This window comes from Oceanisphaera avium (genome assembly GCF_002157875.1).
Lineage (GTDB): Bacteria > Pseudomonadota > Gammaproteobacteria > Enterobacterales > Aeromonadaceae > Oceanimonas > Oceanimonas avium.
Genome location: NZ_CP021376.1, coordinates 1,180,892 through 1,207,886, shown reverse-complemented (window position 1 = coordinate 1,207,886; position 26,995 = coordinate 1,180,892). Strand labels below are relative to the sequence as shown.

19 protein-coding genes are annotated in these 26,995 nt (G+C 51.5%); 13 read left to right on the top strand and 6 right to left on the bottom strand.

What is annotated here, in order from left to right; genetic code table 11:
* Positions 1-202: 202 nt before the first annotated feature.
* On the bottom strand, positions 203-1,372 hold the full coding sequence (locus CBP12_RS05510) for a YncE family protein (RefSeq protein WP_086963547.1): 1,170 nt from the start codon (positions 1,370-1,372) through the stop codon (positions 203-205).
* Positions 1,373-1,590: 218 nt separating this feature from the next.
* On the opposite strand from CBP12_RS05510, the gene CBP12_RS05505 reads away from it, so the two are divergent.
* The 12 genes from CBP12_RS05505 to CBP12_RS05450 all read left to right on the top strand — a co-directional run bounded on the left by CBP12_RS05505 (position 1,591) and on the right by CBP12_RS05450 (position 17,534).
* The gene (locus CBP12_RS05505; protein WP_086963546.1) at positions 1,591-2,907 is read left to right on the top strand and encodes an MFS transporter; all 1,317 of its coding nucleotides are present in this window, start codon (positions 1,591-1,593) and stop codon (positions 2,905-2,907) included.
* Positions 2,904-4,142: an isochorismate synthase gene (locus tag CBP12_RS05500; protein ID WP_086963545.1), complete on the top strand. Its 1,239-nt coding sequence runs from the start codon at positions 2,904-2,906 to the stop codon at positions 4,140-4,142. Before CBP12_RS05505 ends, CBP12_RS05500 begins: the two co-directional genes overlap by 4 nt.
* Before the next feature lie 9 nt (positions 4,143-4,151).
* Positions 4,152-5,819, top strand: a complete 1,668-nt coding sequence (locus CBP12_RS05495; RefSeq protein WP_086963544.1) for a (2,3-dihydroxybenzoyl)adenylate synthase — start codon at positions 4,152-4,154, stop codon at positions 5,817-5,819.
* Between the two features lie 256 nt (positions 5,820-6,075).
* Positions 6,076-6,711, top strand: coding sequence for an isochorismatase family protein (locus CBP12_RS05490; RefSeq protein WP_086963543.1), 636 nt, complete (start codon positions 6,076-6,078; stop codon positions 6,709-6,711).
* Entirely contained in the window at positions 6,711-7,046 is a 336-nt protein-coding gene (locus tag CBP12_RS05485; RefSeq protein WP_086963542.1) for a phosphopantetheine-binding protein, read from the top strand. Before CBP12_RS05490 ends, CBP12_RS05485 begins: the two co-directional genes overlap by 1 nt.
* Position 7,047: 1 nt before the next feature.
* A complete protein-coding gene (locus tag CBP12_RS05480) occupies positions 7,048-11,169 on the top strand; it encodes a non-ribosomal peptide synthetase (protein ID WP_086963541.1) in 4,122 nt (1,373 codons plus the stop codon).
* A complete protein-coding gene (locus CBP12_RS05475) occupies positions 11,160-11,933 on the top strand; it encodes a 2,3-dihydro-2,3-dihydroxybenzoate dehydrogenase (RefSeq protein WP_086963540.1) in 774 nt (257 codons plus the stop codon). Before CBP12_RS05480 ends, CBP12_RS05475 begins: the two co-directional genes overlap by 10 nt.
* 539 nt (positions 11,934-12,472) lie before the next feature.
* On the top strand, positions 12,473-13,600 hold the full coding sequence (locus CBP12_RS05470; RefSeq protein ID WP_232455159.1) for an ABC transporter substrate-binding protein: 1,128 nt from the start codon (positions 12,473-12,475) through the stop codon (positions 13,598-13,600).
* A gap of 159 nt (positions 13,601-13,759) precedes the next feature.
* Complete coding sequence (locus tag CBP12_RS05465; protein WP_232455158.1) at positions 13,760-14,842, top strand: FecCD family ABC transporter permease; 1,083 nt, start codon at positions 13,760-13,762, stop codon at positions 14,840-14,842.
* Positions 14,839-15,636, top strand: coding sequence for an ABC transporter ATP-binding protein (locus CBP12_RS05460; protein WP_086963539.1), 798 nt, complete (start codon positions 14,839-14,841; stop codon positions 15,634-15,636). Before CBP12_RS05465 ends, CBP12_RS05460 begins: the two co-directional genes overlap by 4 nt.
* A gap of 253 nt (positions 15,637-15,889) precedes the next feature.
* On the top strand, positions 15,890-16,699 hold the full coding sequence (locus CBP12_RS05455; protein ID WP_086963538.1) for an alpha/beta hydrolase: 810 nt from the start codon (positions 15,890-15,892) through the stop codon (positions 16,697-16,699).
* A gap of 250 nt (positions 16,700-16,949) precedes the next feature.
* Complete coding sequence (locus tag CBP12_RS05450) at positions 16,950-17,534, top strand: hypothetical protein (protein ID WP_157420051.1); 585 nt, start codon at positions 16,950-16,952, stop codon at positions 17,532-17,534.
* Between the two features lie 495 nt (positions 17,535-18,029).
* On the opposite strand, the gene CBP12_RS13885 is transcribed toward CBP12_RS05450, so the two are convergent.
* The 5 genes from CBP12_RS13885 to CBP12_RS05420 form a co-directional block, all read right to left on the bottom strand.
* Positions 18,030-18,188 (bottom strand): type II toxin-antitoxin system TacA family antitoxin, encoded by a 159-nt coding sequence (locus CBP12_RS13885; protein WP_198341864.1) that lies wholly within the window; start codon positions 18,186-18,188, stop codon positions 18,030-18,032.
* A 426-nt stretch (positions 18,189-18,614) separates the two neighbouring features.
* Positions 18,615-20,681, bottom strand: coding sequence for a TonB-dependent receptor family protein (locus CBP12_RS05435; RefSeq protein ID WP_086963536.1), 2,067 nt, complete (start codon positions 20,679-20,681; stop codon positions 18,615-18,617).
* A gap of 33 nt (positions 20,682-20,714) precedes the next feature.
* Complete coding sequence (locus CBP12_RS05430) at positions 20,715-22,451, bottom strand: copper resistance CopC/CopD family protein (protein WP_086963535.1); 1,737 nt, start codon at positions 22,449-22,451, stop codon at positions 20,715-20,717.
* Positions 22,452-22,454: 3 nt separating this feature from the next.
* The gene (locus tag CBP12_RS05425; protein WP_086963534.1) at positions 22,455-22,955 is read right to left on the bottom strand and encodes a YcnI family copper-binding membrane protein; all 501 of its coding nucleotides are present in this window, start codon (positions 22,953-22,955) and stop codon (positions 22,455-22,457) included.
* A 450-nt stretch (positions 22,956-23,405) separates the two neighbouring features.
* The gene (locus tag CBP12_RS05420) at positions 23,406-25,691 is read right to left on the bottom strand and encodes a TonB-dependent siderophore receptor (RefSeq protein ID WP_086963533.1); all 2,286 of its coding nucleotides are present in this window, start codon (positions 25,689-25,691) and stop codon (positions 23,406-23,408) included.
* 158 nt (positions 25,692-25,849) lie between these two features.
* Between CBP12_RS05420 and CBP12_RS05415 the strand changes: the two genes are divergently transcribed.
* Positions 25,850-26,797, top strand: coding sequence for an alpha/beta hydrolase (locus tag CBP12_RS05415; protein WP_086963532.1), 948 nt, complete (start codon positions 25,850-25,852; stop codon positions 26,795-26,797).
* Positions 26,798-26,995 lie beyond the last annotated feature (198 nt).

Below are 26,995 nucleotides of genomic sequence, written 5' to 3'. Positions count from 1 at the left end.
ACACGAAAAAATAGTAATAAGATCTGAAAGACAAAGCTACAATTGTTAAGAGCCAAACACCAAGCCTGCTAATGGTTAGCTATTACAATTTACTTCGTCACTTTCACTCTTATTTAATCTTAATTTTCCGTGTATTCCGTGGCAAATAAATCTCTAGTCTTTAATCTTGTTATTTAGCTTACCGCTGTCCGTAGGGCTGCCTTTAAGGCGTAATTAAAGTTACGGTATTGCCGGTAGCTTCCACAGGCGTCGGCACTTCTGGGCCGGCACCGCGGCCTTTACCTTTAGCCTTGTTACTCACATATACCTTACCGGTCTTTGGATCCACGGTCACAGTTTGTGGGTGTATGCCGGTAGACAGGTGAGCCGTCACAAAGTGAGTTTTGCCATCAATCACGGACACAGTACCATCACCGCGGTTAGCCACATACAGATCGCCACTCTTAGGGTTAAGTGCTGCACTCAAAGCACCACTGCCGGTTTTTACTGTTTTTAAGATATTGCCGTCTTTTAAATCAATTAAGGCCACACCACCTGATTTTTGGTTAATGGCGTACAAGATCTGATTCTTAGCGTCGAGCTCTAGGTTAATGGTGTTAGAGGCGTCGGCACTGCCATCTTTGCTTGGCTCTGCTGAGACGAAAGTGCGCAACACTTTTTGAGTGTTCAGATCCACTTCGGCAATTTCATTTTTGCTTAAATCTGATACATACAAGCGCTGTTGCTCTAAGTCTAATGCCAAGCCTGCGGCAGTAGTGACGGGGGCGATAATCACAGACTCCAGCTTATCGTTGGCGCCATCTATTACCCAAACCGCACTCTTAGGGCCTACTTTACCGTCGCGCTCCATGCCACCTACGGCACTGACATAAATTTTATTGTTTTTCTCATCGATGACCGCTTGGCGCAAGTGCTTAGACTCATCACCTGTGCTTTCAATCAGCGCTAGCTCTTTGCCTGACTCCATATCATACACAGCCACTTGGCCCTTAGGTGTATCTATGGCGTAGAGCTTTTGGCTTTGATTATTAATGGCTAAACCAAAGGGCGTGACTTGACCCGTAGCAATTTTATTTACTTGCTTTAAGGTGTCCCCATCTAGCACCACTATGCCTGCTTTTACCTTACCTTCCTTACTTTCACCCTCTTTAACTCGCTCGCCAGTAATAGCGACATATACCGCCTGATCACCGGAATTAAAGGCAATTTCGTAGACGTTTTCATCTACTTTTACCGAGTTAGCCACTTCTGGTGCCGCCTGCACAACGCCGACACTGGCCATTAACGCGGCACTTAATAAGGTGAGCTTAAAAAAACCACGCTGCGCGCTTGGGCGTAACGCCGCCGCAGAATTTAAAGTAAGCAAAGCCATGCAACTAACTCCTAATAATCAATATAAAAGAGGGCAATAAATATAAGGAGTCAGAGCTTGCTGGTTTTGCATTGGTAATGCAAGTCAATATCATTTGCCTTTAGGGCTAAATTATTTTACCTTGCTCACCCTCTAAAGGAGTATTGGTCTTTGTGCAGTAATAGCGTTGCTAACCCTCTCCTTTTAGGCTCATTTATTTAGTTAGGTTGATATTAGCAATGGCAGCTCTTGAAAATAATCCCCAGCTTAAGCAAGACCTTAAGCCAAAGCCGCAGTTGTGGGTACTTAATTTTGTAGCCTTGGTCGGCACCATGGCCATTATGTCTTTTGTGGCGGTGGTGGGGCCGGTAGCGCGCTTACTCGGTTTAGCGGATTGGCATGCGGGCTTGGCACTGACCGCCGGCGGCGTGTTATGGATGTTGTCGGCCCGTCGTTGGGGAAAACTCAGCGATAAAGTAGGGCGCAAGCGGGTATTGCTAATCTCTTTGGCGGCTTACGCAATCACCTATTTAGTGCTAGCGGTATCTGTTGATTTTGCTCTAACTAGCCCGCCAGCGATTGCGGTGTCGTTAGCTATTTTAGTGGGCACGCGTGCCTTGGTGGGCTTGTTTTATGCCGCCGTGCCCACCATTACCGCCGCCGCCGTAGCAGACCAAGTGGCACCGGGTAAGCGCGCCTCGGCCATGGCCAAGTTAGGCACCGCCAATGCGATAGGCTTAGTGGCGGGCCCTATGCTGGCAGGTTGGATTGCCATGTTTGATATGGCGCTGGCGCTCTATGTGGCCACCGCCATGCCGGTGTTGGCAATGATAATGATTGCCTGGAAATTACCAGAAACCAAACCGACGCTCTTAGCCGCCGCCCAAGCTCCCAACACGCTCACTCCCACTAAACCTGCGGCGAAAATTGCCAAGGTGGATATTTTTGACTCCCGATTACGACTGCCGTTAGCGGCGGTGTTTGTAGCATTGGTAGCGGTGGCCATTACTCAAGCCACCGTGGGCTTTTTGGTGATTGACCGCTTTAGTTTGTCTTTAAGCGAGGGCGCTAAAACCGCCGGTTATGCCTTAACTGCCATTGGTGGTGGCCTGATTTTTTCTCAATCTCTGATGATGCGGATTCAGTGGTCGCCGACGCGCTGGTTATTGATTGGCTGCTTCTTGGCCAGTGCCGGCTTTGGCGCCGTAGTATTGCCTTGGGCGACGGTGTTAGGGGCAGCTTGGTCGCCTTCTGTATGGCCAATGCTTAGTGCCTTTGTGTTAGCCGGCATGGGCATGGGTTTAGTGCGCCCCGCAGTACAGGCATTAACGGCGGATTGCGTAGAAGCCCATGAACAAGGTGCCGCCGCCGGCACCGTGGCCTCTATGCAGGGCTTCGCCATGATAGTGGGACCGCTGGCGGGCACGCTGTTATATCGAGTGTCTCCTGCAGCCCCTTATTCATTAGTGGTGGGGCTGTTATTGCTGTTGGCCGTGGCGGTTTGGCGGCATCACGCCCGTGAAGTTAGTCACCGTAATACAGGAGTTATTTCATGATTGCGCAGCCGTTATCCGCGACAACTCAGGTGGACGTGAATGCCGACGAAGCGCGTCAGTCGCCGCTATTTGTATTACGCGGCCCCCAGTACACACTAGAAACACGAGGTTGCATCGCCCATTTGCCCAGCGGCAATACCACCACCTTAGGCCAGCGAGTGAAGGATTTTTTTGCCAATGCCCAAGACGGCCCTAAAGTCTTGGTGGGTGCACTGCCCTTTGATCCTCACGCACTCGATGCGCTTTATCAACCGGCAGCGCTGTCCTTGCCTACAGCCCTACAGGTGTCGGGCGGCGCCAAGTTGCCCGCGCTCATTGGCCAATCACAGGCGGAGCCTGCGCCCAATTATTACGGTGATATGGTGGCGCGCTGTGTGGCTGCTATCTCCAGCAAGTTCTCCACCAGCAAACTCTCTACCAGAAAACAAGCGGCCGACCAAGAAGCCCACTTGGGCAAGGCAGTGCTAGCGCGCAGTTTATTATTGCAAGCAGAGCACACCATTAACCCCTTGGTGCTGGCTAAACGATTAGAGCGCGATAACAGCGTGACTACTTATGTGTTACCGCTGCCGCAAGCAATAGACGAAGCACCGGCTTGGCTAGTGGGAGCCAGCCCAGAATTACTGATTTCGGTACGCGGGCGCACGGTTAAATCTCATCCCTTAGCCGGTTCGGCCCGTCGTCTCGCAGACCCTCACGCCGATGCTAAGGCCGCCGCAGCTTTGTCTGCCTCCAGTAAAGACTTAGATGAACATAAATTTGTAGTGGATGCGATTGTGGCAGCATTAGCTCCCTTATGCAGTGAGCTGGATGCACCGAGTCGGCCCTCGTTATATACCACAGACACCATGTGGCACTTGGGCACTGAAATTGTCGGCACGCTTAAAGATGACGATATTTCAGCGGCAAGCCTAGCCGGTTTACTCCATCCCACGCCTGCCGTGTGCGGCACGCCCCGCCAATTAGCGCTAGACACCATTCATCAGCTTGAGCCGGTAGACCGCGGTTTTTACGCCGGTGCCGTGGGCTGGGTAGATGATAAAGGCGACGGTGATTGGTATGTGGCGATTCGTTGTGCTCATGTGCAGGCCGATAGGCTTAGGCTATTTGCCGGTGCTGGCATAGTCGCAGACTCGGTTCCCGAGCTAGAAGTGGCCGAAACCGCCGCCAAATTTAGGGCGCTATTAGATGCGCTGGGCGTGGATGATACCCACCTTCATGCATTAAGTAAGTGAGACATTGATATGACATCTTTAGCGAGCCAAGACCGCCTGCCATTGAGCCAAATCTGGCCCGAGTCGTTAGTTGAGCGTTATCGTGGTGCCGGTCATTGGCGCGGTGAAACCTTTCCCGCTTTCTTGCGCGAACGTGCGCGAGATTTTTGTGACCAAATTGCCGTGGTCGCGGACACCGGCCGTTATACCTATGCAGAATTAGATAAAGAAGCCGAGCGCATCGGCGCCGGTTTATTGGCCCAAGGCCTTACGCCTGGCGATCGAGTAATAGTGCAGTTTGGCAATGTGTTGGAATTTATTCCCCTGGTCTGTGGTTTATTTTATGCGGGCTTAATCCCCGTATATGCGCTGCCGGCCCATCGCATTACGGAAGTGACACACTTTGCACGCAAGGCCGAGGCCAGTGCCTATATTGCCGGCCAAAGTTATGGCGGTTTTGATTATCGCACCTTGGCCCGCGACTTAGTGGCGGCGGTTCCCCAGGTGGCACAGGTGGTGATCGCCGGTGATGCTAGCGAGTTCACACCGCTGTCGTCACTACAGGGTGATGTGGCCAGTTTGCCTCAAGATTTTGATCCGCAAGCGGTGGCTTTTTTACAACTGTCTGGCGGCAGTACCGGTTTATCTAAGCTTATTCCGCGCACTCACGATGATTATATTTACTCGTTTCGCGCCAGTAATGCGCTGTGCGGCATCACCCAAGACAGCGTTTATATGACGGCGCTGCCCGCCGCCCATAACTTCCCCATGAGCTCGCCGGGTTGGCTGGGCGCGCTTTATGCCGGTGGCCGTGTGGTGCTTAGTCCCAGTGTCGAGCCCGGTGCCGCCTTTGCCTTAATTGAGCAAGAGCGGGTGACCTGCGTGGGCTTAGTGCCGCCCTTGGCACTGTTATGGGCCGATGCCGCGGCAGATACTCCCTACGATATTTCCAGTTTAAGAGTGATGCAGGTGGGTGGCGCCAAGCTAGTGCCGGAGGCGGCTAAGCGCTTAATGAAAGGCTTAAACGTCGTCGGCTGTCAGTTACAGCAGGTATTTGGCATGGCCGAAGGCTTGGTCAACTACACCCGTTTAGAGGATAACGACGAGCTTATTCTCAATACTCAAGGCTGTCCCATTAGTGCGGATGATGAAATCCGCATCGTGGACGATCATGGTCAGTTGGTGGCTGAAGGCGAAGCCGGCAACTTGCAAGTGCAAGGCCCTTACACTATTCGTGGTTATCACAACGATGAGGCGGCCAATGCCAACAGCTTTACCAGTGATGGTTATTACTGCACTGGCGACATAGTCAAGCGCACCGCAGAAGGTTACCTAGTAGTACAGGGTCGGGCTAACGATCATATTAATCGCGCCGGTGAAAAAATTTCTGCCGAAGAAATAGAAGATCACCTACTCGGTCATCCCTCGGTGTTTGATGCGGCCGTGGTGTCTATCCCTGATGATTATTTGGGCGAGCGCAGCTGTGCTTTTATTATTGCCCGTGGCGATAAGCCCCGCGCCGTGGAGCTAAAAAAGTGGATGCGCGAGCAAGGCTTAGCGGACTTTAAGGTGCCAGACCAAATCGTGTTTGCCGAGGCCTTTGATACCACGGCGGTGGGTAAAGTTAGCCGCCGCGAGCTGCGCGCCCAATTGCGCCAGCGCTTCTTAGATGATGCGGCTGCAGAGCCATCTAAGTAAAACACCAATGACTATTTTGCAACGCCTCCTTGCTACGAGAAGCACTGAACCCACGGAAAGGTCACAAACGACACTGGGATAAGAATTCCTTAAGATAAGAGTCCCCTTACTCAGGCTAGAAGTGTGGCTCTTACCATTAATCCTCATTGTCAGATCTGATTAATATTTTTCCGTGGGTTCCGTTGCAAAAAGCTTTAATCAGTTAATTTTACAGAATGGTATTAAGCCTTTCTGCCTTTAAATAGGAGCAATACGAATGGCTCTGCCTACCATAGAAGAGTATGCGCTGCCGAGTGCCGCCGAGCTGCCAACGCCGCGCGCCCCTTGGACACCTTCGGCCTCGCGCTGTGCGCTCTTAGTGCACGATATGCAGCAGTATTTTTTAGCACCCTTTGCCAAAGATGCCTCACCACTGGCGCCGGCTATCGCCAATATGGCGCGCATTATTAGCCAGTGCCGCGCGCTACAAATACCCATTTTTTATACGGCACAAAAAGGCAATCAACAGCGTGGCGGCCGTGGTCTACAAGCAGACTTATGGGGTCCAGGCATGCGTGCCATTGCCGAGCACGAAGCTATTATTGATGAGCTGGCGCCAAAACTGGGTGAGCAGGTGTTGCATAAGCACAGATACAGCGCCTTTCAGCGCAGCAACTTGGCGGCACTGATGCGTGCTAAAGGTCGTGACCAGTTATTGGTGACCGGCGTGTACACTCATATCGGTTGTACCGCGACCGTGGCTGAGGCGTTTCAGTTAGACATAGAGCCTTTTATTATTGCCGATGCGGGGGCCGATTTTAGCCGAGAAGATCACCTTTATGCACTGCGCTGGATTGCCCGCACCTGTGGCGTGGCGCTGACTACCGACCAATTATTAGAGGCCATCGTATAATGACCACTCACGTTAACATTCAAGCCGAAACCCAAGCCGAAACTCAAGCCCCGCTGACCCTCGAGCAGATGCGCATCGACATTGCGCGACTTGTAAATGAAGCACCGGAAGAGCTCGAGCTAGACGATAACTTGCTCGACTGGGGCCTAGACTCGATGCGCATCTTTAATGTGTCGGTGGAATGGAATAAGACCGGCCTAGAGCTGCGTTTTGCCGACTTAGCAGAAACGCCTACCTTAGACGGCTGGTGGGAAATTGTGCAACGCCAACAGCGCGACCTGGCCGCGGGCAAAGACTTATTAGCCATGGCCAATGCGGCAGGAGGCGCACGCTAGTATGGAACACGCTCGCCAGCCTTTAACCGCAGCGCTGCTTTTAACAGAAGCTTTGCCTTTAACCGAAGCCCAGACGGGCCTGTGGTTTGCGCAGCGCTTGGCACCTCTTAATCCGGCGTTTAACACCGCCCACGTGCTGTGGCTGGCGGGCGATCTCAATATTGCGGCCTTTATGGCCGCTGCTAATCAAGCGGTCACCGAGGCCGAAAGCCTAAGCCTGCGTTTTGCTTATAGCGAGGGTTCTCCTCAACAATGGCGGGATACCAGTGCCACCCCTTTATTGGAAGTGGTGGACTTGAGTGACCAATATCAAACGTTTGCTGCCGCCAAGGCCGCAGCCCAAGCTCAGATGCAGGCAGATTATTTAACGCCGCTAGATCCCACCCGCGACCGACTGGCCAAGCAGCAGTTATTCATTTTAAGCCAGCACGACGGCGAGCAGCACTTTGCTTGGTATATGCGAGTGCATCATCTGGTGAACGACGGCTATGGCATAGCTTTGCTGGCCGAGCGCGTGCATGCCCTCTATCACGGTGATCATACCAGCCGTGAGTTTGCGCCCCTTGAGCCAGTACTTGCGGAAGACGCGGCGTACCAAGACTCAGCGCGGCGCACTAAAGATGCCGCCTATTGGCAACAAGCCTTGCGTGAGCTGCCACCTCCAGCCAGTTTGGCAGGCGAGTCCGGTATGGGCTCCGGCTATCAGTGTCACCGTAAAACCGTGGCGCTAGACTCGGCACTGATGGCAGAGCTGCAGCAGGTTGCCGAGCGCGAACAGCTGCCCTGGCCTGATGTTTTAACTGCCTTTACTGGTGAATATTGCCGTCGCCATACGGATAGCGAGGGCATCAATGAGGCCATAGTCGGCGTGCCCTTTATGGGTCGCTTGGGCAGCAAATCGGCACGACTGCCGGCCATGGTGATGAACGTCTTGCCGCTGGCGCTGCGGGATCTCTCTTTACACGATGAGCAAACAGCCCAGAGCAAGCAAGTAGCCCAAGGTGAGGAAGCTGAGCAAGTCCGCTGCTTAAGCTATTTCTTGCAATACACGGCTCGCGAGCTAACGCGTGGCCGCCGCCATGGCCGATATCGCGGTGAACAAATACGTCGTGATTTAGGGCTAATGGGTGGCCAACGCCGCCTCTATGGCCCGCTGATTAATGTGCAGCCCTTTTATAGCCCACTGCTTTGGCCTGCGCTCACTACTCAATTAGATATTCTTTCTACCGGCCCGGTGGACGATATGACGCTGGGCTTTCGTGGTGATGCTAAAGCCGCGCTCGATTTAGAAATTGAAGCCAGTGCCGCCTTATATAGCCAAGCTGATGTTAATGATCACGCGGCGCGCTTACCGGCATTTTTACGCTCCGCCTTCGCCGTTTATCAGGCTAACGGTCAGTTGCAAGATATTCAACTTGCCACAGCTGGCGAGGCCAAGCGTTATGTGACTGAGGTAAATGCCACCGAGCATAGCGTGCCCAGCACCAGCTTAGTGGCCTTGTATGAGGCGCAAATGGCGGCCACGCCCGAGGCCAGCGCCTTGGTATTTAACGGCGTACGCCTCACTTACTCAGAGTTAGAAATTCGCACTCGTGCCTTAGCGCTTCAGCTAATAGAGCAGGGCGTTAGCGCCGATTCGTTAGTGGCGGTGGCCTTGCCCCGTTCATTTGAGCTAGTGATAGCATTGGTGGCCATTCAGCGCGCGGGTGGTGCTTATTTACCGCTAGATGCGGCGCAACCCGATGAGCGCTTAACGCGCATTTTAAACTCCGCCAAACCGGTGTGTGTGTTAAGCCAAGAGACGGCACGCTTTCGCAATTTAGCCCAAGCCGTATTAGCGCCCCAAGACTGGCAGGCCAACAGCACACAATCATTAGCCGTAGCGGTGGCGCCTAATACCGCAGCTTATGTGATTTATACCTCGGGCTCCACCGGCGAGCCCAAAGGCGTGGTCATTGAACACCAAGCCATCGTTAATCGCTTATTATGGATGCAAGATTACTTTGCCATAGATGCCAAGGAGCACATCTTACAAAAAACTCCGGCCACCTTCGATGTGTCGGTATGGGAGTTCTTTTTACCGCTAATCAGCGGTGCCCAATTGGTGATAGCGCCGCCCGATGCCCATCAAGATCCGCGCCTCATTGCCGATCTTATCCGCGAATACGATATTACCACGCTGCATTTTGTGCCCTCCATGTTGGCGGCGTTTTTAGCCACGCCTAGCATCAGTGATCTTAAACCTAAGCGGGTGATCGTCAGCGGCGAGGCGCTCAGTGCCAGCTTGCGCGATCGCTTTCATCAGAGTTTAAACGCGCAACTGTTCAATCTCTATGGCCCCACCGAAGCGGCGGTGGATGTTAGCGTCTGGGAAGCCAGCAGTGCCGATACCAGTAGCTCGGTGCCGATTGGGGTGCCGGTGTGGAATACCCAGCTTTATGTATTAGATAGCCAACTGCGGCCTTTGCCACCGGGCGTGGCCGGTGATCTTTACTTGGGCGGCGTGCAATTAGCGCGCGGCTACTTGGGCCAGCCGGAGCTCACTGCCGCCACCTTTATTGACCATCCCTTCGTTAAAGGTGAACGACTCTATAAGAGTGGCGATGTGGCGCGTTTTCGCCGCGACGGCGCGGTAGAATATTTGGGCCGCAGCGACGATCAAGTCAAGCTAAGAGGCCTGCGCATCGAGCTTGGGGATATTAATCATGCCCTAAGCCAAGCGCCCAGTATCGCCAGGGCACATGTCTTACTACAAAGAGACGTATTGCGAACGGTGAACGGCGCCGAGCCCAAACTGGTTGCCTACATTGAGCCCACAGCGAGCGCTCAAACTACGCAATTAGAAGCGCAAGTGCTGCGCGCCCATCTGGCAGGAAAATTGCCGGAATACATGGTGCCGAGTGTCTTTGTCACGGTACATGACTGGCCGTTATCGGCCAACGGCAAGCTGAACCGTAAAGCCTTGCCCGAGCCTAACATTGCCCAGTCTGCGGGTGGCGAGCTTAATAGCGACACCGAACGTGCATTAGCGCAGCTTTTTGCCGAGCAATTACATATTGAACAGGCCATAGGTAGTGAGGATGACTTCTTTGCCCTCGGTGGCGACTCACTCTCGGCGGTGCACTTACTGTTGGCCATTCAAGCCCGTTGGCACTGGGATCCGGGCTTTGGTGCCTTGTTTGCCAATCCCACTGTGGCGGGACTCGCCGCACTGATAGATGCGCCTCAAGACCAAGCCGATGACGGCTTAGGCGCCTATGTGCGTTTAAGCGAAGGTGATGCGAGCTTAGCGCCGTTATTTACCATACATCCCGCCGGTGGCATTGCCTGGAACTACCGAGAATTGGCGCAGACCCTTGCGCCCAAGCGCACCGTTTATGGTTTGCAATCACCGGCGCTGCAATTATCTGCACAACAATTACCTACACAACAAGCGCTAAATCAACCGGCCATGGAAGAAAGCATAGATGCGCTGGGCGCCCGTTATGTGGCCACGCTCACCACCTTATATCCCAGCGGTCCCGTGCATTTAGTGGGCTGGTCGGTGGGTGGCATTATTGCCCATGCCATGGCCATTTGTTTACGCCAGCAAGGCCGAGAAGTGGGCGTCTTAGCGCTACTGGATGCTTATCCTGCCGAGTGCTGGCGCGCCGAGCCGGAGCCTAGCCCAGTGGCGGCGTTGCGTGCTTTATTGGCCATTGCCGGTTACGATCCCGAGCGTCACTTAGAGCTGGATAGCCGTGAAAAAATAGTGGCTTTTTTGCGCCAAGGCGACAGCACCTTAGGCAATCTGCCCGAAGCCGCCTTAGACGGCGTAGTGCGCGCCGTAACCAGCACTAATTTGTTGGTGCGCGGTCATTATCATGGCCGTTTCGATGGCACCCTGATGCACCTGCGCGCCGCGCTAGATCATGTTTCTAAGCCTCAGCTGCAATCGAGTTTATGGAATGAGTATGCAGCCAACATTGAAGCCATAGCATTGCCTTACTTACACGCCGAAATGACCAGTCGAGATGCCAGCGCGCGTATTGCACCGCTGTTAGCAGCGCGCATGGCCCAATTTGAGCCAGCGGCCATCAACACTCACCACACAGCACAATTACAGGAAACCTCATGCAGCTAACAGGATTTAACGGCACTGTCGCCTTGGTCACCGGTGCCGGTGGCGGCATAGGCGCGGCCTTAGTCAAGCAACTGCGAGACAGCGGCTGCACAGTGGTGGCCACGGATATTAGTGCACCCGTCTTTGAGCCGAACAGCGAGCAGCGCACGCCGGTTTATACCCTGGCGCTGGATGTTACTGACGCCAAGGCCGTGGATGCCTTGGTGGCCAAGGTAGAGCAAGACATTGGCCCCATCGGCTTTGGCATCAACGTGGCCGGTATACTGCAATTTGGTACCGTGGACACTATCGATGATGACAGTTGGCGGCGCACCTTTGCGGTAAATTGTGATGGCGTGTTTTACGTGTGCCGCGCCTTGGCCAGAGTGATGAGCCCCCGTCGCCAAGGTGTTATGGTAACGGTGGGTTCAAACGCCGCCGGCATCCCGCGCCACGCCATGGCCGCATACGGTGCCTCTAAGGCCGCCAGCGCCATGTTTATGCGCTGCCTTGGTTTAGAATTGGCACCACTGGGCATTCGGTGCAATAGCGTGGCGCCAGGCTCGACCCTTACCCCCATGCAAACCGGCATGTGGGCGGATGAGACGGGCGAACAACGAGTGATAGAGGGTTTGCCCGAGGTATATAAAACCGGCATTCCGTTAGGTAAAATGGCCCGTCCAGAAGATGTGGCCAATGCGGTGATGTTTTTATTGTCCGATCAAGCCGGCCACATAGTTATGGACGATCTCTACGTAGACGGCGGCGCCACGTTAAGAGCTTAGGCACTGCGGGCTGCTGTACGTTTTACGCCGTACGCTGTCCGTTAAAGACCCGGTGTGACGTGTTTGATTTTTTGTAAGCGAACGCTTGTTCTCGCATTTCGCCGCAGACGGAACGATTTAAATACAGCGCCCGGCACTAAAGCTACACAAAGTTATGCCGTCATCCTGATATCGGTTCGTAGCCCGGCATGACGAAGTTTCAGGATCTGGGTTTAAGGTTTTAAATCATCAAGGATAAGAGCGAGATACCGGGGCGAGCCCCGTATGACGGCATAAAACAAGTGCGGTGGTTATGTTTATGCCGTCATCCTGATGAAAATCAGGATCTTGGTTTTTATTTTGATGCCGTCATCCTGAACTTGTTTCAGGATCTCGGTTTAAGGTTTTAAATCATCAAGGATAAGTGCGAGATACCGGGGCTACGTCATGCCGGACTTGATCCGGTACCGGTATGACGGCATAGAGCTAGCAAAGCGTACGGCTTATAGCGGCCCGCAGGGCTTTTTGGCTCTGCTAAATAATTTATTAAAGGAATGTGCATGAAACGCAATTTTTCGCCTAAAAAGTCCTTAGCTATGGCTATGTTTACGCTGGCTGCCGCCTTGTGCTTGAGCGCAGTGCCGCTAACGGCGAGTGCGGCGCAAACGCTCACCGACTTGCGGGGCCGTACCGTTGAAGTACCCGACCAAATAAACAGCATTGCCATCGACGATAGCCGCTTCTTGCTGGCGCTGTCTTTGCTGGATAAAAACCCCATCAGTCATTTGGCTGCTTGGCCAAAAGACATTAACCGCTTAGGCGATGCCTATTACCAAGGACTCGCCAAAGCTTTTCCGGCCATCGACGATTTGCCCTTGGTCAGTAGCTCAGCTGAAAGCTTCGATATGGAGTCCATGCTGGCCGCCGAGCCCGATGTAGCCGTGGTGTCCTTGAGCCGTGGTCCTACCGATGCCCAAGTGGCACTGCTGGAAGCCTCGGGCATTCCGGTGATATTTATCGACTTTTTTATTGATCCCTTTAAGCATCAAGCCCCAAGCCTTGAGCTGCTGGCCAAATTGACCGGTAACGAGCAACAAGCCACCGACTATTTGGCACTGCGCGAGCAACACTTAGCAGAGATTTCCACGCGCTTAGCTGAACATAAAAATGAGACTAGTCCCACGGTATTTATGGAAGCCCACGCCGGCATTAGCCAAGACTGCTGTTTTTCACCGGGCACGGGTGGGGTAGGGGATTACATCGAGTTTGTCGGCGGCCATAATATCGGTGCCGACGTGCTAGCTAAGGCCTCGGGCAAGTTGAATTTGGAATACATTATTGCCAGCGACCCCCAGCTTTACATTGCGACCGGTGGTCCGGCATTAGAGAAAAACGGCGGCTTGGTATTGGGCGCGGGCTATAGCGAAGCCGTGGCCCAAGCGGCACTGACTAAAGTGGCCAGTCGCCACGGCATTGCAGATTTATCGGCGGTTAACCAAGGCCGAGTGCATGGCCTAGCCCATCAGTTACTAAATTCGCCGCTGGACATAGTCGCAGTAGAAGTAATGGCGAAATGGGTACATCCCGAACTGTTTGCGGACTTAGATCCCGCACAGACGCTGCAAACCATTAACGATGACTTTTTAGCTGTGCCTTACTTGGGTACCAACTGGATAGATTTGCCTTAGGCCCTTCGGGCAGCTTGAAGCTGTAAGCCGTAAGCTGTCAGTAAAATACCCATGGCTTGGTCTTTAGTATTTCTGAAAATAACGGCGTTTGTTCTTTAGCTTATAGCTGATAATTTGATTGTTATATCTAATTATATGTATATGGAATAGGTAACTTTTTTGAACACGATAACTGCGACTGCGCAAACCGCACCTAGCACCAGCGCCGCCATCTTGAGTGCCTATCAAGGCAAGGTACGCTGGCGGCTGGCAATCTTGGCGCTCTTAGTATTAATGTGCATCGGCGCCTTAGTGCTGGACGTGATCACGGGCCCTTCCTCCTTAAGCGCCGCCCAAGTATGGGGCGGACTGTTAGACCCAAGTAGCGTCAGCAATGCCCAGCGCACCATTATCTGGAATGTGCGCCTGCCTTACGCCTTAATGGCCATGCTAGTGGGGGCGGCGCTGTCATTAGCCGGTGCCGAAATGCAGGCTATTTTAAATAACCCGCTAGCCAGCCCCTTTACGCTCGGCGTATCGTCGGCGGCCTCCTTTGGTGCGGCGCTGGCCATAGTGCTCGGCATCAGTTTGCCCTTTGTGCCCACCGAGTGGATGGTGTCATTAAACGCCTTTATCTTTGCGCTGGGCTCAGTGCTCTTATTGCAAATTATGACGAGATTGCGCAGTAGCAGTGTGGAAACCATGGTGCTACTGGGTATTGCCTTGGTGTTTGTATTTAATGCGCTGGTGGCCTTCGTGCAATTTGCCTCTTCCCAAGCGGCACTGCAGCAATTGGTGTTTTGGAGTATGGGCTCATTGTCTCGCGCCACTTGGAGCAATGTCGGCGTGTTAGCCTTGGTGCTGTTATTAGTGGTGCCGTTTTCTTTGTTATCGGCGGGCAAACTAACCGCGCTGCGTTTAGGGGAAGACCGTGCCCGCAGCTTTGGCATTAATGTGGGCAGCTTACGGTTTATGGCGCTGTTACGAGTCAGCTTATTAGCCGCAACCTCGGTGGCCTTTGTCGGCACTATCGGTTTTATCGGCTTGGTAGGCCCGCACATTGCGCGCTTGATGCTGGGCGAAGATCACCGCTTCTTATTGCCCGGCAGTATCTTAACCGGCGCGCTGATCATGGCATTGGCCTCGGCCACCAGTAAAGTCTTGATCCCCGGCGTCTTGCTGCCGGTAGGCATAGTCACCTCTATTGTGGGTGTGCCGGTATTCTTGCTGCTGATCTTCTGGAAGCCAGGAGGACGCGCATGAGCCAAATTAATACTGAACAGGGATTAGTGATCAGCGGCTTGTCTACCGGCTATCGCAAACGCAATATTATTCAACATATCAGCCTGCCGCCGCTAGAAGCCGGCGGCGTCTATTCGCTAATTGGCCCCAATGCCGCCGGCAAGAGTACGCTAATGCGCGCACTGGCAGGTTTACAGTCTGCTAAAGGCTCGGTGAGCTTAAATGGCTTTGAGCTAATCGGTAAGCCGTTAGCGGATTGGGCGCGCCGCGTTACCTATATGCCGCAAACCTTGCCCCAAGGCGTGTCGCTCAATGTGCTTGAAAGTGTTGTCAGTGCGCTGCGCGCCTCACCCATGGAAGGTGACTTAAGCAGCCAAGACATTAAGCAGTACGCGGTCAGCGTACTAGAGCGAGTGGGCATAGTGGATTTAGCACTGCGCAACCTTGGCCACTTGTCCGGCGGTCAACGCCAACTGGTGTCTTTAGCCCAAGTGCTGGCTCGTAATCCCAAAGTCTTGCTGCTTGATGAACCGATCAGCGCCTTGGACTTAAAGCATCAATTTCGGGTAATGCGCCTAGTACAAGAGCTAGCGCGAGAGCGCAGTATGATAGTGCTGGTGGTACTGCACGACTTAAGCGTGGCCGCTCGTTGGTCCGACGGCATAATGATGCTGGCTAAAGGGGCAGTCGTCGCCACTGGCAGCCCCGCTGAGGCGATTACCCCCGCCACCCTTGGCCAAGTCTATGGCGTACAAGCCCGCGTCGGCCACTGCGAACAAGGCCACATGCAAGTCATGATCGACGACGAGCTATAAACAGCGCCTAGCTAAAGAAAAAGCTTAAAGATTATTTGCCACGGAATACACGGAACAATAGAGATAAGATCTGAAAATGACTATTAATGGTAAGAGCTAAACATCCCAGCATAAACGAGGGAGCTCTTACTATTAAATTTATTAAGCTCTTGTCACTTGTCGATCTTACCCCATCTTAATTTTTCCGTGTATTCCGTGGCAAAAATAGCTTTTGCTCTAGGTTTTTAGGCTCAGTAAATAAAAGAAGAGAGATATGCAGGATTGCCTAACACGGGAATACATAGCCGACAGCAGCGGGGCGGCGTACCACATCAGTATTTGGACGCCGGCAGGAGAGCCGCCAACTGGCGGCTGGCCGGTGGTGTATGTGCTGGATGCCAAGGCCATGTTTGCCACCTTTGTGGAATGTATTCAGCGCAGTGGTCGCCGCCCCGATGCCACAGGTATTGGCATGGCGGCGGTAGTGGGCATAGCCCACGGCGGTGAGCGCTTATTTGCCACCGAGCACCGCTATCGGGATTATACCTTTGAGCCATCCTCTCTTATTGAGTCAACTGATTCTGCAGACAAGGCCGGCGGCGCAGCGTTTCTTAGCTTTATCGTTGATCAACTCGCCCCCGAACTCGCCACCGAATTCTCCCTTAACCCTAATCACCAATCCTTATTCGGCCACTCCCTAGCCGGCTACTTTGTACTGAATGCGCTAGCCACTCGGCCTCACACCTTTTGCCATTATGCCGCTATTAGCCCCTCGGTATGGTGGCAGCCAGCGGCATTAACTGAGCGCTTACAACGGCTTGACTCTGCAGTTAGCGCCCGAGTGTTAATTGCCACCGGCGAATGGGAAGGGCACCCCGCCCCCTGGATAGCCGAGCCTGAGCGTAGCGCGTTGATCACCAGACGCGCGCCCCGCGCCATGCTGGAGCACGCCGCCGCCGCTGCTGAACTGTTAGCCCAGCGTTTAGGCGCAGCACAGGTACGCTATCGCTGCTTTGCCGAAGAAGATCACAGCTCTGTGGTAATGATTGGCATACAGCGCAGCCTACGGCAATTCTTTGAATAAGCAGGGCTTTGCTTATTTAGGTTAATACCCGTAGCACTAAACGGATGCAAGGTGTTGAAGCCAGAATGGGTGAGCTTGCCTTGTTATGATGTAGATAACGAGCAAAGCCGTGCAAATAGTGAAAATGCTCATTTGAGCATAGGGTAGTTGGATTAAAAGAGAAAAATTAATTTATAATCAAAATGTTATTAGTATATAGGTTTTCAGTAAAATTTTAGTTAAAGGAAATGTGTAAATGTTAGGTGGGTATATGTCCGCTTTGATTGTGATCATGATTACTATTTTTATCAGTGTTTGGGTTTGGAGTGAGCGACATAATTCAAAAAAAATGGTTCAGCTACAGGCGGATTTAAAAGAAAAAATAAACGCAAGTATTGAACTAGACCCAAAAGATATCGTGTTGTTAGGGCGAGCACATTTCTTGTCTCCGGCAAACTCCCGCACTGCTTTATATCGTGTATATCAGGATGTAAAAGAGCCTGAAGAATTTAAAAAATTGAAAGCTTTGGTTTCTGAGGTTGAAAAGGAAGAGCCTTTTGACACCATGCCAGATGAAGTTAAGTCTTCATTGTTGCGAATGGCATATTTATTGACTCAGTCTGGTGAGGAAAGCGATAAGCATGTATTAACGCCAGTAACTAATATCTTGACTAAATATAATGAATTACTCGAAGAGCAAACAGCTAGTAAGGTTAAAACTAATAGAGCGTACCTAGCAACTTTAGTCAGTTTAGTAATTGGTGTTGTTAGTATTGTCTATGCTTACAATGCTCCGAGTGCAAGTGATATTGCAGCCGAAGTATCCCAGATAATGTCGGAAGAAACCGGTTCATAACAAATTATTTAAGAGTGATTCGCAACGCTTGCCGTTTTCGCTTCGCTCAAAGTATAGGCAAGTGCCGCTCACACCTTAATGCGGCGTTAGTTGCTACTACGTCGGAAATTTTTGTTCTGGTGCAGTACTCTCATGAAACGAATGACTGAATTATCAACTGAATAGAAAACTATCATTGATATCATCAGAGATGATAAGTAATCGACCTTTTATCCCATCTCGTTGCACGTCCATTAATGGGTGCTGAAGTAAATTTTCTATCTTTTCTTCAATGACCTTATCTGTTTTTTCTGCAGCAGCAGGATTAAAGTCATAAAGAAATTCAAAATTTTTTCACAGTCGTTCAGAGATTCTTCTTCCTATAGGGTCACGAATTAACGCTCCGGCTGCGAATTTTAGCTTTGCGTGCAGCCATTATGGATTTGGCTTGATTATGTTCAATAAAAGTAGACTTGCCGGCATCTAATTTTTCAAAAGCTAAATCTACTTGCTCACTTAGCCAAACATCTTGAGAGAAGGCTTTACGTTGTTGATCAGCCAATTCTCGGTAAGTTCTCTGCAAGCATCACTAAGAGTACGGCCTTGGCTTTCAGCCATTTGTTGGGCTAGGCGCTTGGTTTCTTCATCGACTCGAAACTGAATTCTAGTATCCATAAGAGCATCCAATTTGTTCTGTGTGTACAAACGTTAGTTCGGGACGACTTACAAGGCCAATCACAAGCGCCAGCAAGCTGTGTGGACTCGCTACGCTCGCCTGTGTCGGCGGCGTTATGAGTATCTAGTCGGCTAGTTGTGGAGGCAGTTAGCAGGTTTTTTTGTAACTGAAGTCCGGAGCAAAAGGGCAGTTCGGGGGTGTTCTGGCTGGCCTGTTAAGTTCAGTGGAGCTGTCTTTTTAAATCCCAAGCGCTCTTCTACGATGCCGCCGTGTTGGCTTGTATGACGTATATGGATTTAAACCCCGTTCCCCCCCAAAAATTGCAGATACGCCTGAGCGGTCACACTTCACTAGTATTCTGGGGCTGATATTTTCTTAAACCGCCTGTTGTGAGAGGCAAAGCAGGCGGAGTCTGATGTTAGCGATTAATAATTAATTTGTAGGCCCGCGTAAATGCTGCGGCCACTGCCGGGTTCAAATACGGCGGCGTTAGGTGCGGCCACGTCTGTGATGCTGGCGCTGGCAATGTATTTTTGATCCGTCAGATTGCGCGCTTCCACAAACCACGAATATTGGCCGTGCTTCCAACCCGCCTTTGCGCCCAGCAACGTATAAGGTTTGCTTTGTAAGCTGTTGGCATTATCCACATAAAACGCTTCGGGCACCCATTCTACGTTAGGACCAATAAAGGCGCCGCTAGGGTGTGTATAGAGCAGTTGGCTGCGCAGATAATGGCGCGGCGTGCCAGGCAGGCGATTATTACCCCAGCGCGCATCGTCGTGAAAACGAAAGTCATTGAAGGTGTAAGCTGTGTTGAGGTTAACGGCACCGGGTTGCTGCAGCGGTTGTTGCCACAGTGTCCAGTCTAAACCGGCTTCAATCCCTTGGTGAATCGTGGTGTCTAGGTTGGAAGTGCTATCACAAATATTCCACGGGCTGGATAAGCACTGAAATTCGTCGTGCAGCCGAGCGTGATACACAGACAGATCCCAAGCGAGCTGCGGGCGTTGGCCACGGGTGCCTAGCTCAAGGGTGGTAGCGGTTTGCGGCTTGAGGCGGTCTAGTGCTGTGGGATCATCAAATTTTAGATCACCATAAGTGGGCGCTTCGCTGCTGCGCGACACATTACCATATAGCTGCGTCTGCTCGTCTGGGTGCCAGATCACGCCCACCGCTGGATTCCATAAGCTGTAATTTTTTTCACCGGTATAGGGGGTTGCGCCAAATTTATTTTGCTGTTTACGCTCGGAGTATTGGTATTGCAAGCCGGTATGCAAAAACAGGTCGGGCATCAGTTCTAAGCGGTTTTCGCCGTAGGCTATCAGGTTACGAGCGCTGTTGCGGGCGTGTGCGGTTTGTGCGCCTCGGTTGCCGCCTGTGTTTACAAACTGCTGGCCATTAATGTGGCCGGCACTCCAAGTTAGCCCTAGGGTAACTTCATTGTCACGCTGGCCGAATTGGCCATAATGATTGAGCCGGGAATAAGCGCCGTAATCTGTGCTGTTATGATCTATCACCTCATAAATAGGGTGATCAAGTTGGCTTTGGCCATACCAAGCGCCCACCTCATATTCGGTGGTGTCCACAAGCCATAAGGTGCGATTGGCCAGTCTGGCACCGTCTAAATTGTGCTGCCAATGGTTGGTAAGGTTATTGGCCGCCGCCTGCTTGGGCTGGTTGAGTGCGGTGTCGCGACTCACTGTGCCGGGAATTTCTTGGCGTTCGTGCACCCCTAATACGTAAAATCGGGTTTCGGCCTGCTCAGCAAATTGCCAGCCCACATTGGCGTTCAGATGCTGAATGTCGCCCTTGCTGTTTTGACGAAAACCATCTTGTTGCTGGGTAGAGGCACTAATAAAACCGTCTAGGGCGCCTTGATTACCAGCAGCACTCATTTGTAGCCGTCGCCAACCATGGCTGCCACCATCAAGGCGTACCGAGAAGGGGGCAGCGGTGTAGCCGCTGGGCGTCACAAAATTAATGGCGCCGCCTAAGGTGCCTCCGCCATAGCGCAAGCCGTTGGCACCTTTATAAACTTCAATAAAGCGATAGGCGCTGGGATCTAACCACTGAAAGCTGCCGCTGCCATCCGCATTATTGAGCGGCATGCCATCTTGATACAAGTTGATGCCCCGCAAATGATAATAGCGAGATAAGCCAGAGCCACGAATAGATAAGCGTGAGTCGCCACCCCATTTGGGCTGCACAAATACGCCCGGCGTATAGTCGAGCACGTCTTTGACGGTAGCGGCGGGGCTGGCTTGCCATTGCTCGCTGTCTACCACGGCCACGCCACCGGCAATGCGCTGAATTTGCTGGCGGGCACTGTCTACATCGGGGGTAATTAACGAGGCGTCGCGCTGTGCTTCCACCTTGACTGGTGCCAATTGAGTGGGCTCCACCGCTTGTGCCATAGCATGGCTGCCCAACAAGAGTGGACCCAGCGTCAGTGGCCCGAGTAGGGCCATAAAAGAGCGAGAATAATCCATCATAGTTAATTTAGATCCTTAGGTTGAAGATTACAGCTAATGGGTGTGCTGGTGAGAGTGCGAATGTGGGTGAACATCAAGCTCAAGTAGCGTTAATTCACCTTGCAGCGTGACGCGCTCAAAGTCAGATACCAAGACCACAATATCAACGTGCCAGTGAGAGCCAGGTGTTAATGGCAAGGTCGCCAGCAACCATTGATTTTCGGCTTGCTCTTGCCCGCGAACGCGGTGTGCTTGAAAGTGCAGCGGTTCCATATTGGTACTGGGATCAGAAAAACGCACCTCTACCGCTTGTGCCCTTAAGGGGCGGTGATCTGGCTGATACAGTGCGATCTGCAGTTGCTGGGACTCTAGCTTGAGCTCGGCTTGTACTTGATGTTTTTTAAACCTGTAAATGGCGGTGGGCGCTGCGGCGGAAGCTTGAGCGTTTACGGTATTGCGTGACGGTGGCGTAAACCGCCACAACGCCACTAACGCCAGCACCAATACCATCAGTACTAGCTCCGCATAAATAACGCGCTTTAGCCGCAGGCGGGCAGTGGCCTCTTGGCGCAATACTGCCGCCGTTAATCGGTAGCGGTTATACGCCCCAAGCAGCAAAAGCAGCGCCACCAGCATTAGCTTAGCCAGCAGTATTTGCCCGTAGCGGCTGTTAATAAATGAAGACCAAGCCGTCAGTGGCAAGTAGGCCAACACGGCGCCGCTAAGCAGCAATGCTAGGATTGCTAGCGGTATGTAGCGACTAAATATCACCAGCGGGCCATTATTAGCGTGTGGGTTATGTATATCGCCAACCCCATAGGGAGCGCCTGCTGGCGCTTGCAAGCCATATAACAAGGGCAGCAGTGCGCCCATCCAGGCCATCACTGCCACGGTGTGCAGCCAAACCGCCGGGCGCGATAACCACTGGGGCGGTGCCATGCTGGCGTGGCCGGTCACCGCCAATGAAGCTGCCGCCAGAGCCAGCGCCGCCAGACACAAGGCTAAGCGTTTTGATTTAGCTTGGTAGCTGCCCAGCGCAAAGGCGCTCAACAGCATAAGGCTGGCCACGCCCACACTGGAATACAGCGCCGTGTGCCACAGATGCGGCTCTAATACGCCACTTAGCGGCAGATCGAGTGCATCTAAACCAAACAAGGCTAAATAGACTAGCGTGGCGGCCATGCCTATATAGAGCAGCGCCAAATAGCGGCTGCTCGAGAGTGCAAGGCGAGCTTTAATCCCAGTGGAGCGACTGGCAGCTGGAAATTGCCAAGCATTAAATACTTGGCTGGCGAGGCCAAAAAATAAGGTGCAGTAGATAAGCAGTCGCGTTAGCCAAATGGCCGTCGTGCGATTTTTCGACGCCGACCCTTGAGTGTTAATGGCGTCAGATGGTGTACTGGATTGGCCGTACGCAAATAGCAAACTGCCGCCCACCGGATGACCGTCGGTTGACATCACTCGCCAACTCAACACATAAGAGCCCTGCTCAGTAAGAGTGGGTAAAGCCAGTTGTATAAGGCTATCTTCTGCTCGACTTTCCAACGGATATGCCCTTCCTTTGGGGGCGAATAACTGCATGCGCAGCGCCGAGACCGGCTCGTTAAAGGTGAGGGTGGCTTGGGTGGGAGGGTTGCTAAGCGTTGCTTGCTCAGTAGGGTTTGAGGCCACTAAGGCGGCATGACCATGGGCCAGATTAATCGAGAACCCCACGCCGACGAGCAAGAGTAAACAAGGTAGCAAAAAGTGCGTGATCCGTGTGGCGGCTACGCTTATTCGTCGGCTTAACATGGTTTATTCCTTAGGCAAGATGCGTAGCGCTGGAGCGGGGTGGGCGGCGTTTTCATCTTGATCAATCCAGCGCTCAATGCCAGTTTCGCATTCTTGGATCACCGGAAAACGCAGTGGCTCTGTGGTGGATAAGTCAGCGGCCAAATAGGCGCGCAGCACAAACTCATCATAGTGCTCGTCGGCCAGCGAGCCACCGCTCCATTGCACTTCTTTAACGCCGGATTTAATCGGTGTGTTGTGCAGTTCATAGTGGTGGGCATAATCGCCTTGTTTGGTGCTAAGCTGCCAACCGGGCTTAGGCTGGGGTTTAATAGCGATGGCGCCTTCTGGAATTTGTACTCGGATACCTGTGGTAGGAGAGCCCGCGCAACCATGAGGGACGCGCAGCACTATTTTTTGATAACTGCCGGCTACGGCCTCAGTGGTATCAAGGGTAACGTGAGCGCTGGCTAACTGCGGTGCCAAGGCGACCAGTGCCGCTAACAGCAGATTTCTTTTAGACATATTCCTTTCCTTAAGCAGAGTAAGGCCGAATGGCTCGGCGAGAACAAGGCTCAATAGTAAGAAATAAAATATGCATTAGGAATGCGACAAAATGTCGCAGGGTGAGCAGAAACTGTTCATTAGAAGCCGTGCTTACTCTTTAAAAGGTCATGTTAATTTTGTTAGAGGTGATTGTTTTTTATTTTTCTATGCCTTGCGTGGCAAATAGTTTTTAGTCACTCACATCTAACGCGAGATCCTGATCTGCGCTAGATTGACGGCATAAAGATAAACACCGCTTTTGTTTTATGCCGTTATACCGAGCTTGCCTTAGTATCTCTTAGCGATCTTATTCGGTGCTGATGGCTATTATTTGGTGTTGATTGTAATTAACAGCAAGGCAATAAAAAACAGCGCCTCAGCGCTGTTTTTAGTTAATGGTTTTCTACTTTACTGTTCTATGGCAACTTATTAGAAGCTATAGGTCGCCGAGGCGTAGAAGCTACGGCCGGGTTCGTTGTAAGTTTCGGCACCAGCACCGTTAATAGTACGTGGGTCGCCTACACCTACTGCATTACCACGGCGATATAAACGCTTATCAAATAGGTTCTTCACGCCGGCATTAAACGAAAGTGAGTCGTTGAATGCATAACGCGCACCTAAGCCAAAGATGGCATAGGGGGATAGTTGATTTTGCTCTTCGCCTTCCATCTTTATACCGTTAAAATCCAACTCATTCGGCACTTGTTTACCGTACCACACCATATTGGTATTTAAGGCCAGTTGATCATTAACCTGCCAATCTAGGCGCGAATTCAAAGTGTATTCAGGAATAATCGAGAGCGACTCCCCTGTACTCTTATTCTTGCTTTGCAGCATATAGGTCATGTTATTTGACCATTCGAGATCAGCGGTTAGCGCCACATTAAAGGTACCCTCTAGGCCTTCGATAAGCGCTTTTGGCACGTTATCCCACACAAAAATATTTGGGTTAACAAAAGCACCCCCACCGCCTACGGCGTTGCCGACGGGTTGTAAGCCGGCTTCTACTTTGTTGCGATAATCGTTACGGAAGTAAGTAACGCCGGCCACTATGGCATCTTGAGCATATTCGATGCCCAGCTCTTTATTAATGCTGGTTTCGGCTTTTAGATCTTCATTACCTTGCAAGAAACAGGCGCCACCCGCACCGAAGCAACCATTGCCGCGGCTATAGAGTAAGTAGTTGGGGTTGGTTTGATACAGATTAGGTGCCTTATAAGCGCGAGCAATACCGGCTTTTAATGTCCAGGCATCATCCAAATAGTGGGTGGCGTTCAATGCTGGGCTCCAGTTATCACCTGTGACACTGTGCTTGTCATAACGCAAACCCGGGGTGAGGATAGTGCTGTCGCTAAGATTGATATTATCTTCGACAAAGAGAGATGCAATATGATCTTGCGCTTTAGGGTCTCGGTCTTTGTCAGCAATGCCCGCCACGCTGCCTATTTTAGAAGTATCTTGGCCCACAGAGTTGCTGTCGGTGAATTTACTTTGCGTCCATTCGCCACCCACGGTTAATACTTGATCTAATCCAGCTAGCTGAGTCGGCATATTAAACTCACTGTGCACCGTTAATTGGTCAAGTTTAGCGGTAGCCATACCCCCAGCAGGTAAGCCTTCTGTTCCACCGGCTAGTCCTTCATTAAGGCGATGATTTCGAGTTTGCTCATACTGCACATACGTCAGAAAATTACCGGCATCAAACTCCCCCTTATGAGTAAGCGCATAGCTATTGCGGTAGATAATATTGGTTTCAGCACCCAAGTTATCATTGACCAAAATGGAGGTCTTAACGGGTTTACCATTTTTATCGACGGTATTGTTGTTGGTGTTTTGAGTGTCACCAGCATAGATATTGCCTTGACGGCTAAAGCTGGCATCAAGATCAAATTGATGGGCATCAACCGGCTGCATAGTTAAGCGCATTGCTAAGTCTTTATTGCGCACGCCTTCACGACCCGCAGGAAAAGTGCCGCGGTAATCAGCAGTAACATCTCCCGTTTTGGGGTGAGTAGCGACCCCACGCCAAGATGCGTGGCCTTCGTTGATATCCCAAGCATCGGAGTCGGTTTTGGCGATATTACCGGAGATGCGCAAGCCTACTTTATCGGATAAGGGGCCGGCTAAATTGAAGTCGGTGCGCTTAGTGGCGCCGTCTTTTGAAGCTTCGGGTTGGTCGGTATAAACCGTGGCTGAGCCGGAAAACTGCTCGGGAATGGCTTTAGTAATAATATTAACCACGCCACCCGCAGCGCCGTTGCCATAACGGGCGGCGGCAGGGCCACGCAATACTTCAATACGCTCAACCGTGTCTGCGGGGACCCAGTTGGTATCGCCACGGGTATCACGCTCGCCACGCCAGCCATAACGCACCGCTTTGCGGCTATTTACTGGCTTGCCATCAATTAATATCAGGGTGTTTTCTGGGCCCATGCCGCGAATATCAATTTGGCGATTATTACCGCGCTGGCCACTGGTGCTGTTGCCCGTTAAGTTAACACCGGGCATGGTGCGGATCACTTCAGAGAGATCATTGCTGACCGGTCGCTTGGCTAAGTCTTCGGCGGTAATAATAGACACACCCGGTGCCTGCTTAAGAATTTCTTCTGCTGTTACCACTACTTCACCCAGCGTATAGGTCTGTTCGTTTACCTCATTTGCGTGAGCCGATACCGCCACGACACAGCTACCGAGCAGCCATAAATATCTCTGCATTTCTCTAATCCTTTAAAAATTAATGAACTTACTACTAAATTTAGAGACGAATGCTATCCTAAATGAGACTAGCTATCATTATTATTTGTTATGTAGTTGAGAAAAAATTGATACAAATCAACTGGCTAATTTTAAGCTTTTGAAAATACTGAGAAAAAATGAAAAAAATTTTTATTATCTGTTGCTGCCTTTGGGTCGCTACCGAAGTAGTAGCAGACTCAAATGTGATTAAAAAATCGTTAATTAAGCCGATATCTTCCACTCAAGGTGGTGCAGAATTTTATGATTTTCAAAGCTTTTCCTTAAGCTCAATCGATCAAGAACGCCACTATCGAATAACAGTGGCGACACCTCAGGCACCCGCACCCAAGCATGGCTATCCGGTGTTATATATGTTGGATGGCAATGCCGTTTTGCCCGCGCTAACAAATGAAATGTTTGCTGCTCTTCAAGGCAGCGATTGGCCGGTGATAGTGACCTTAAGTTATGAAATAGACCGACAAGTGGCGCGGGTGTATGACTACACACCCTCACCACTCAACCCGTCATCAGCGCCCGACATTTCGCAATTTACAGGCCGTGGTAGAGAGTCTATGGCTGAACAGCGCTTAGCAACTAAAAGCTATGGCGGTGCAAACTACGGGGGAGCTGAGCTTTTCTGGCAGTTTATTGAGCACAGGATAAAGCCCAACGTAGCCAAGCGAGTGCAAATAGATAAAGAGCGCCAATCCTTATGGGGACACTCTTTTGGTGGCTTGTTTGTACTGCACACCTTATTTAATCATCCGACAAGTTTTAAAAACTATATCGCTGTCGATCCTTCTTTATGGTGGCAGCAGGGGCAAATATTAACGGCTGAGTCTGCCTTTATTCACCGAGAGCAACGCCCTGTCATTAACTTGTTAGTGCAAAGCAGTGCTTCACGACGAGAGGGCAGTGTGCTAGCGGAAGATAGCTTGCGACAACTTGCGAAGCGTTTGAGCACATTGCCTGAACTCAATGTGCAATACCATGACTACTTTTCCCACCATCATGGCAGTGTCCGTTCTGCTTCTATCCCTGCAGCACTGCGTATGGCACAAACAAATATAAAACTAACCGAATAGCTTGCAAATAATACTGATAACTATTAGCGTTACCGGAAATGATAAACTGAAGCTTAAACATGATGCACGGCGTATCTTCATGAAAAGATTACGTCAGCGCTTTATGCCAGCTATTTGCGAGTTTTTTTAGTTTAAACGCTATAAAAATAACGTTAAATGGCAGCTTAATTAAATAGCAAGCACCCAGCTAATCCTTGC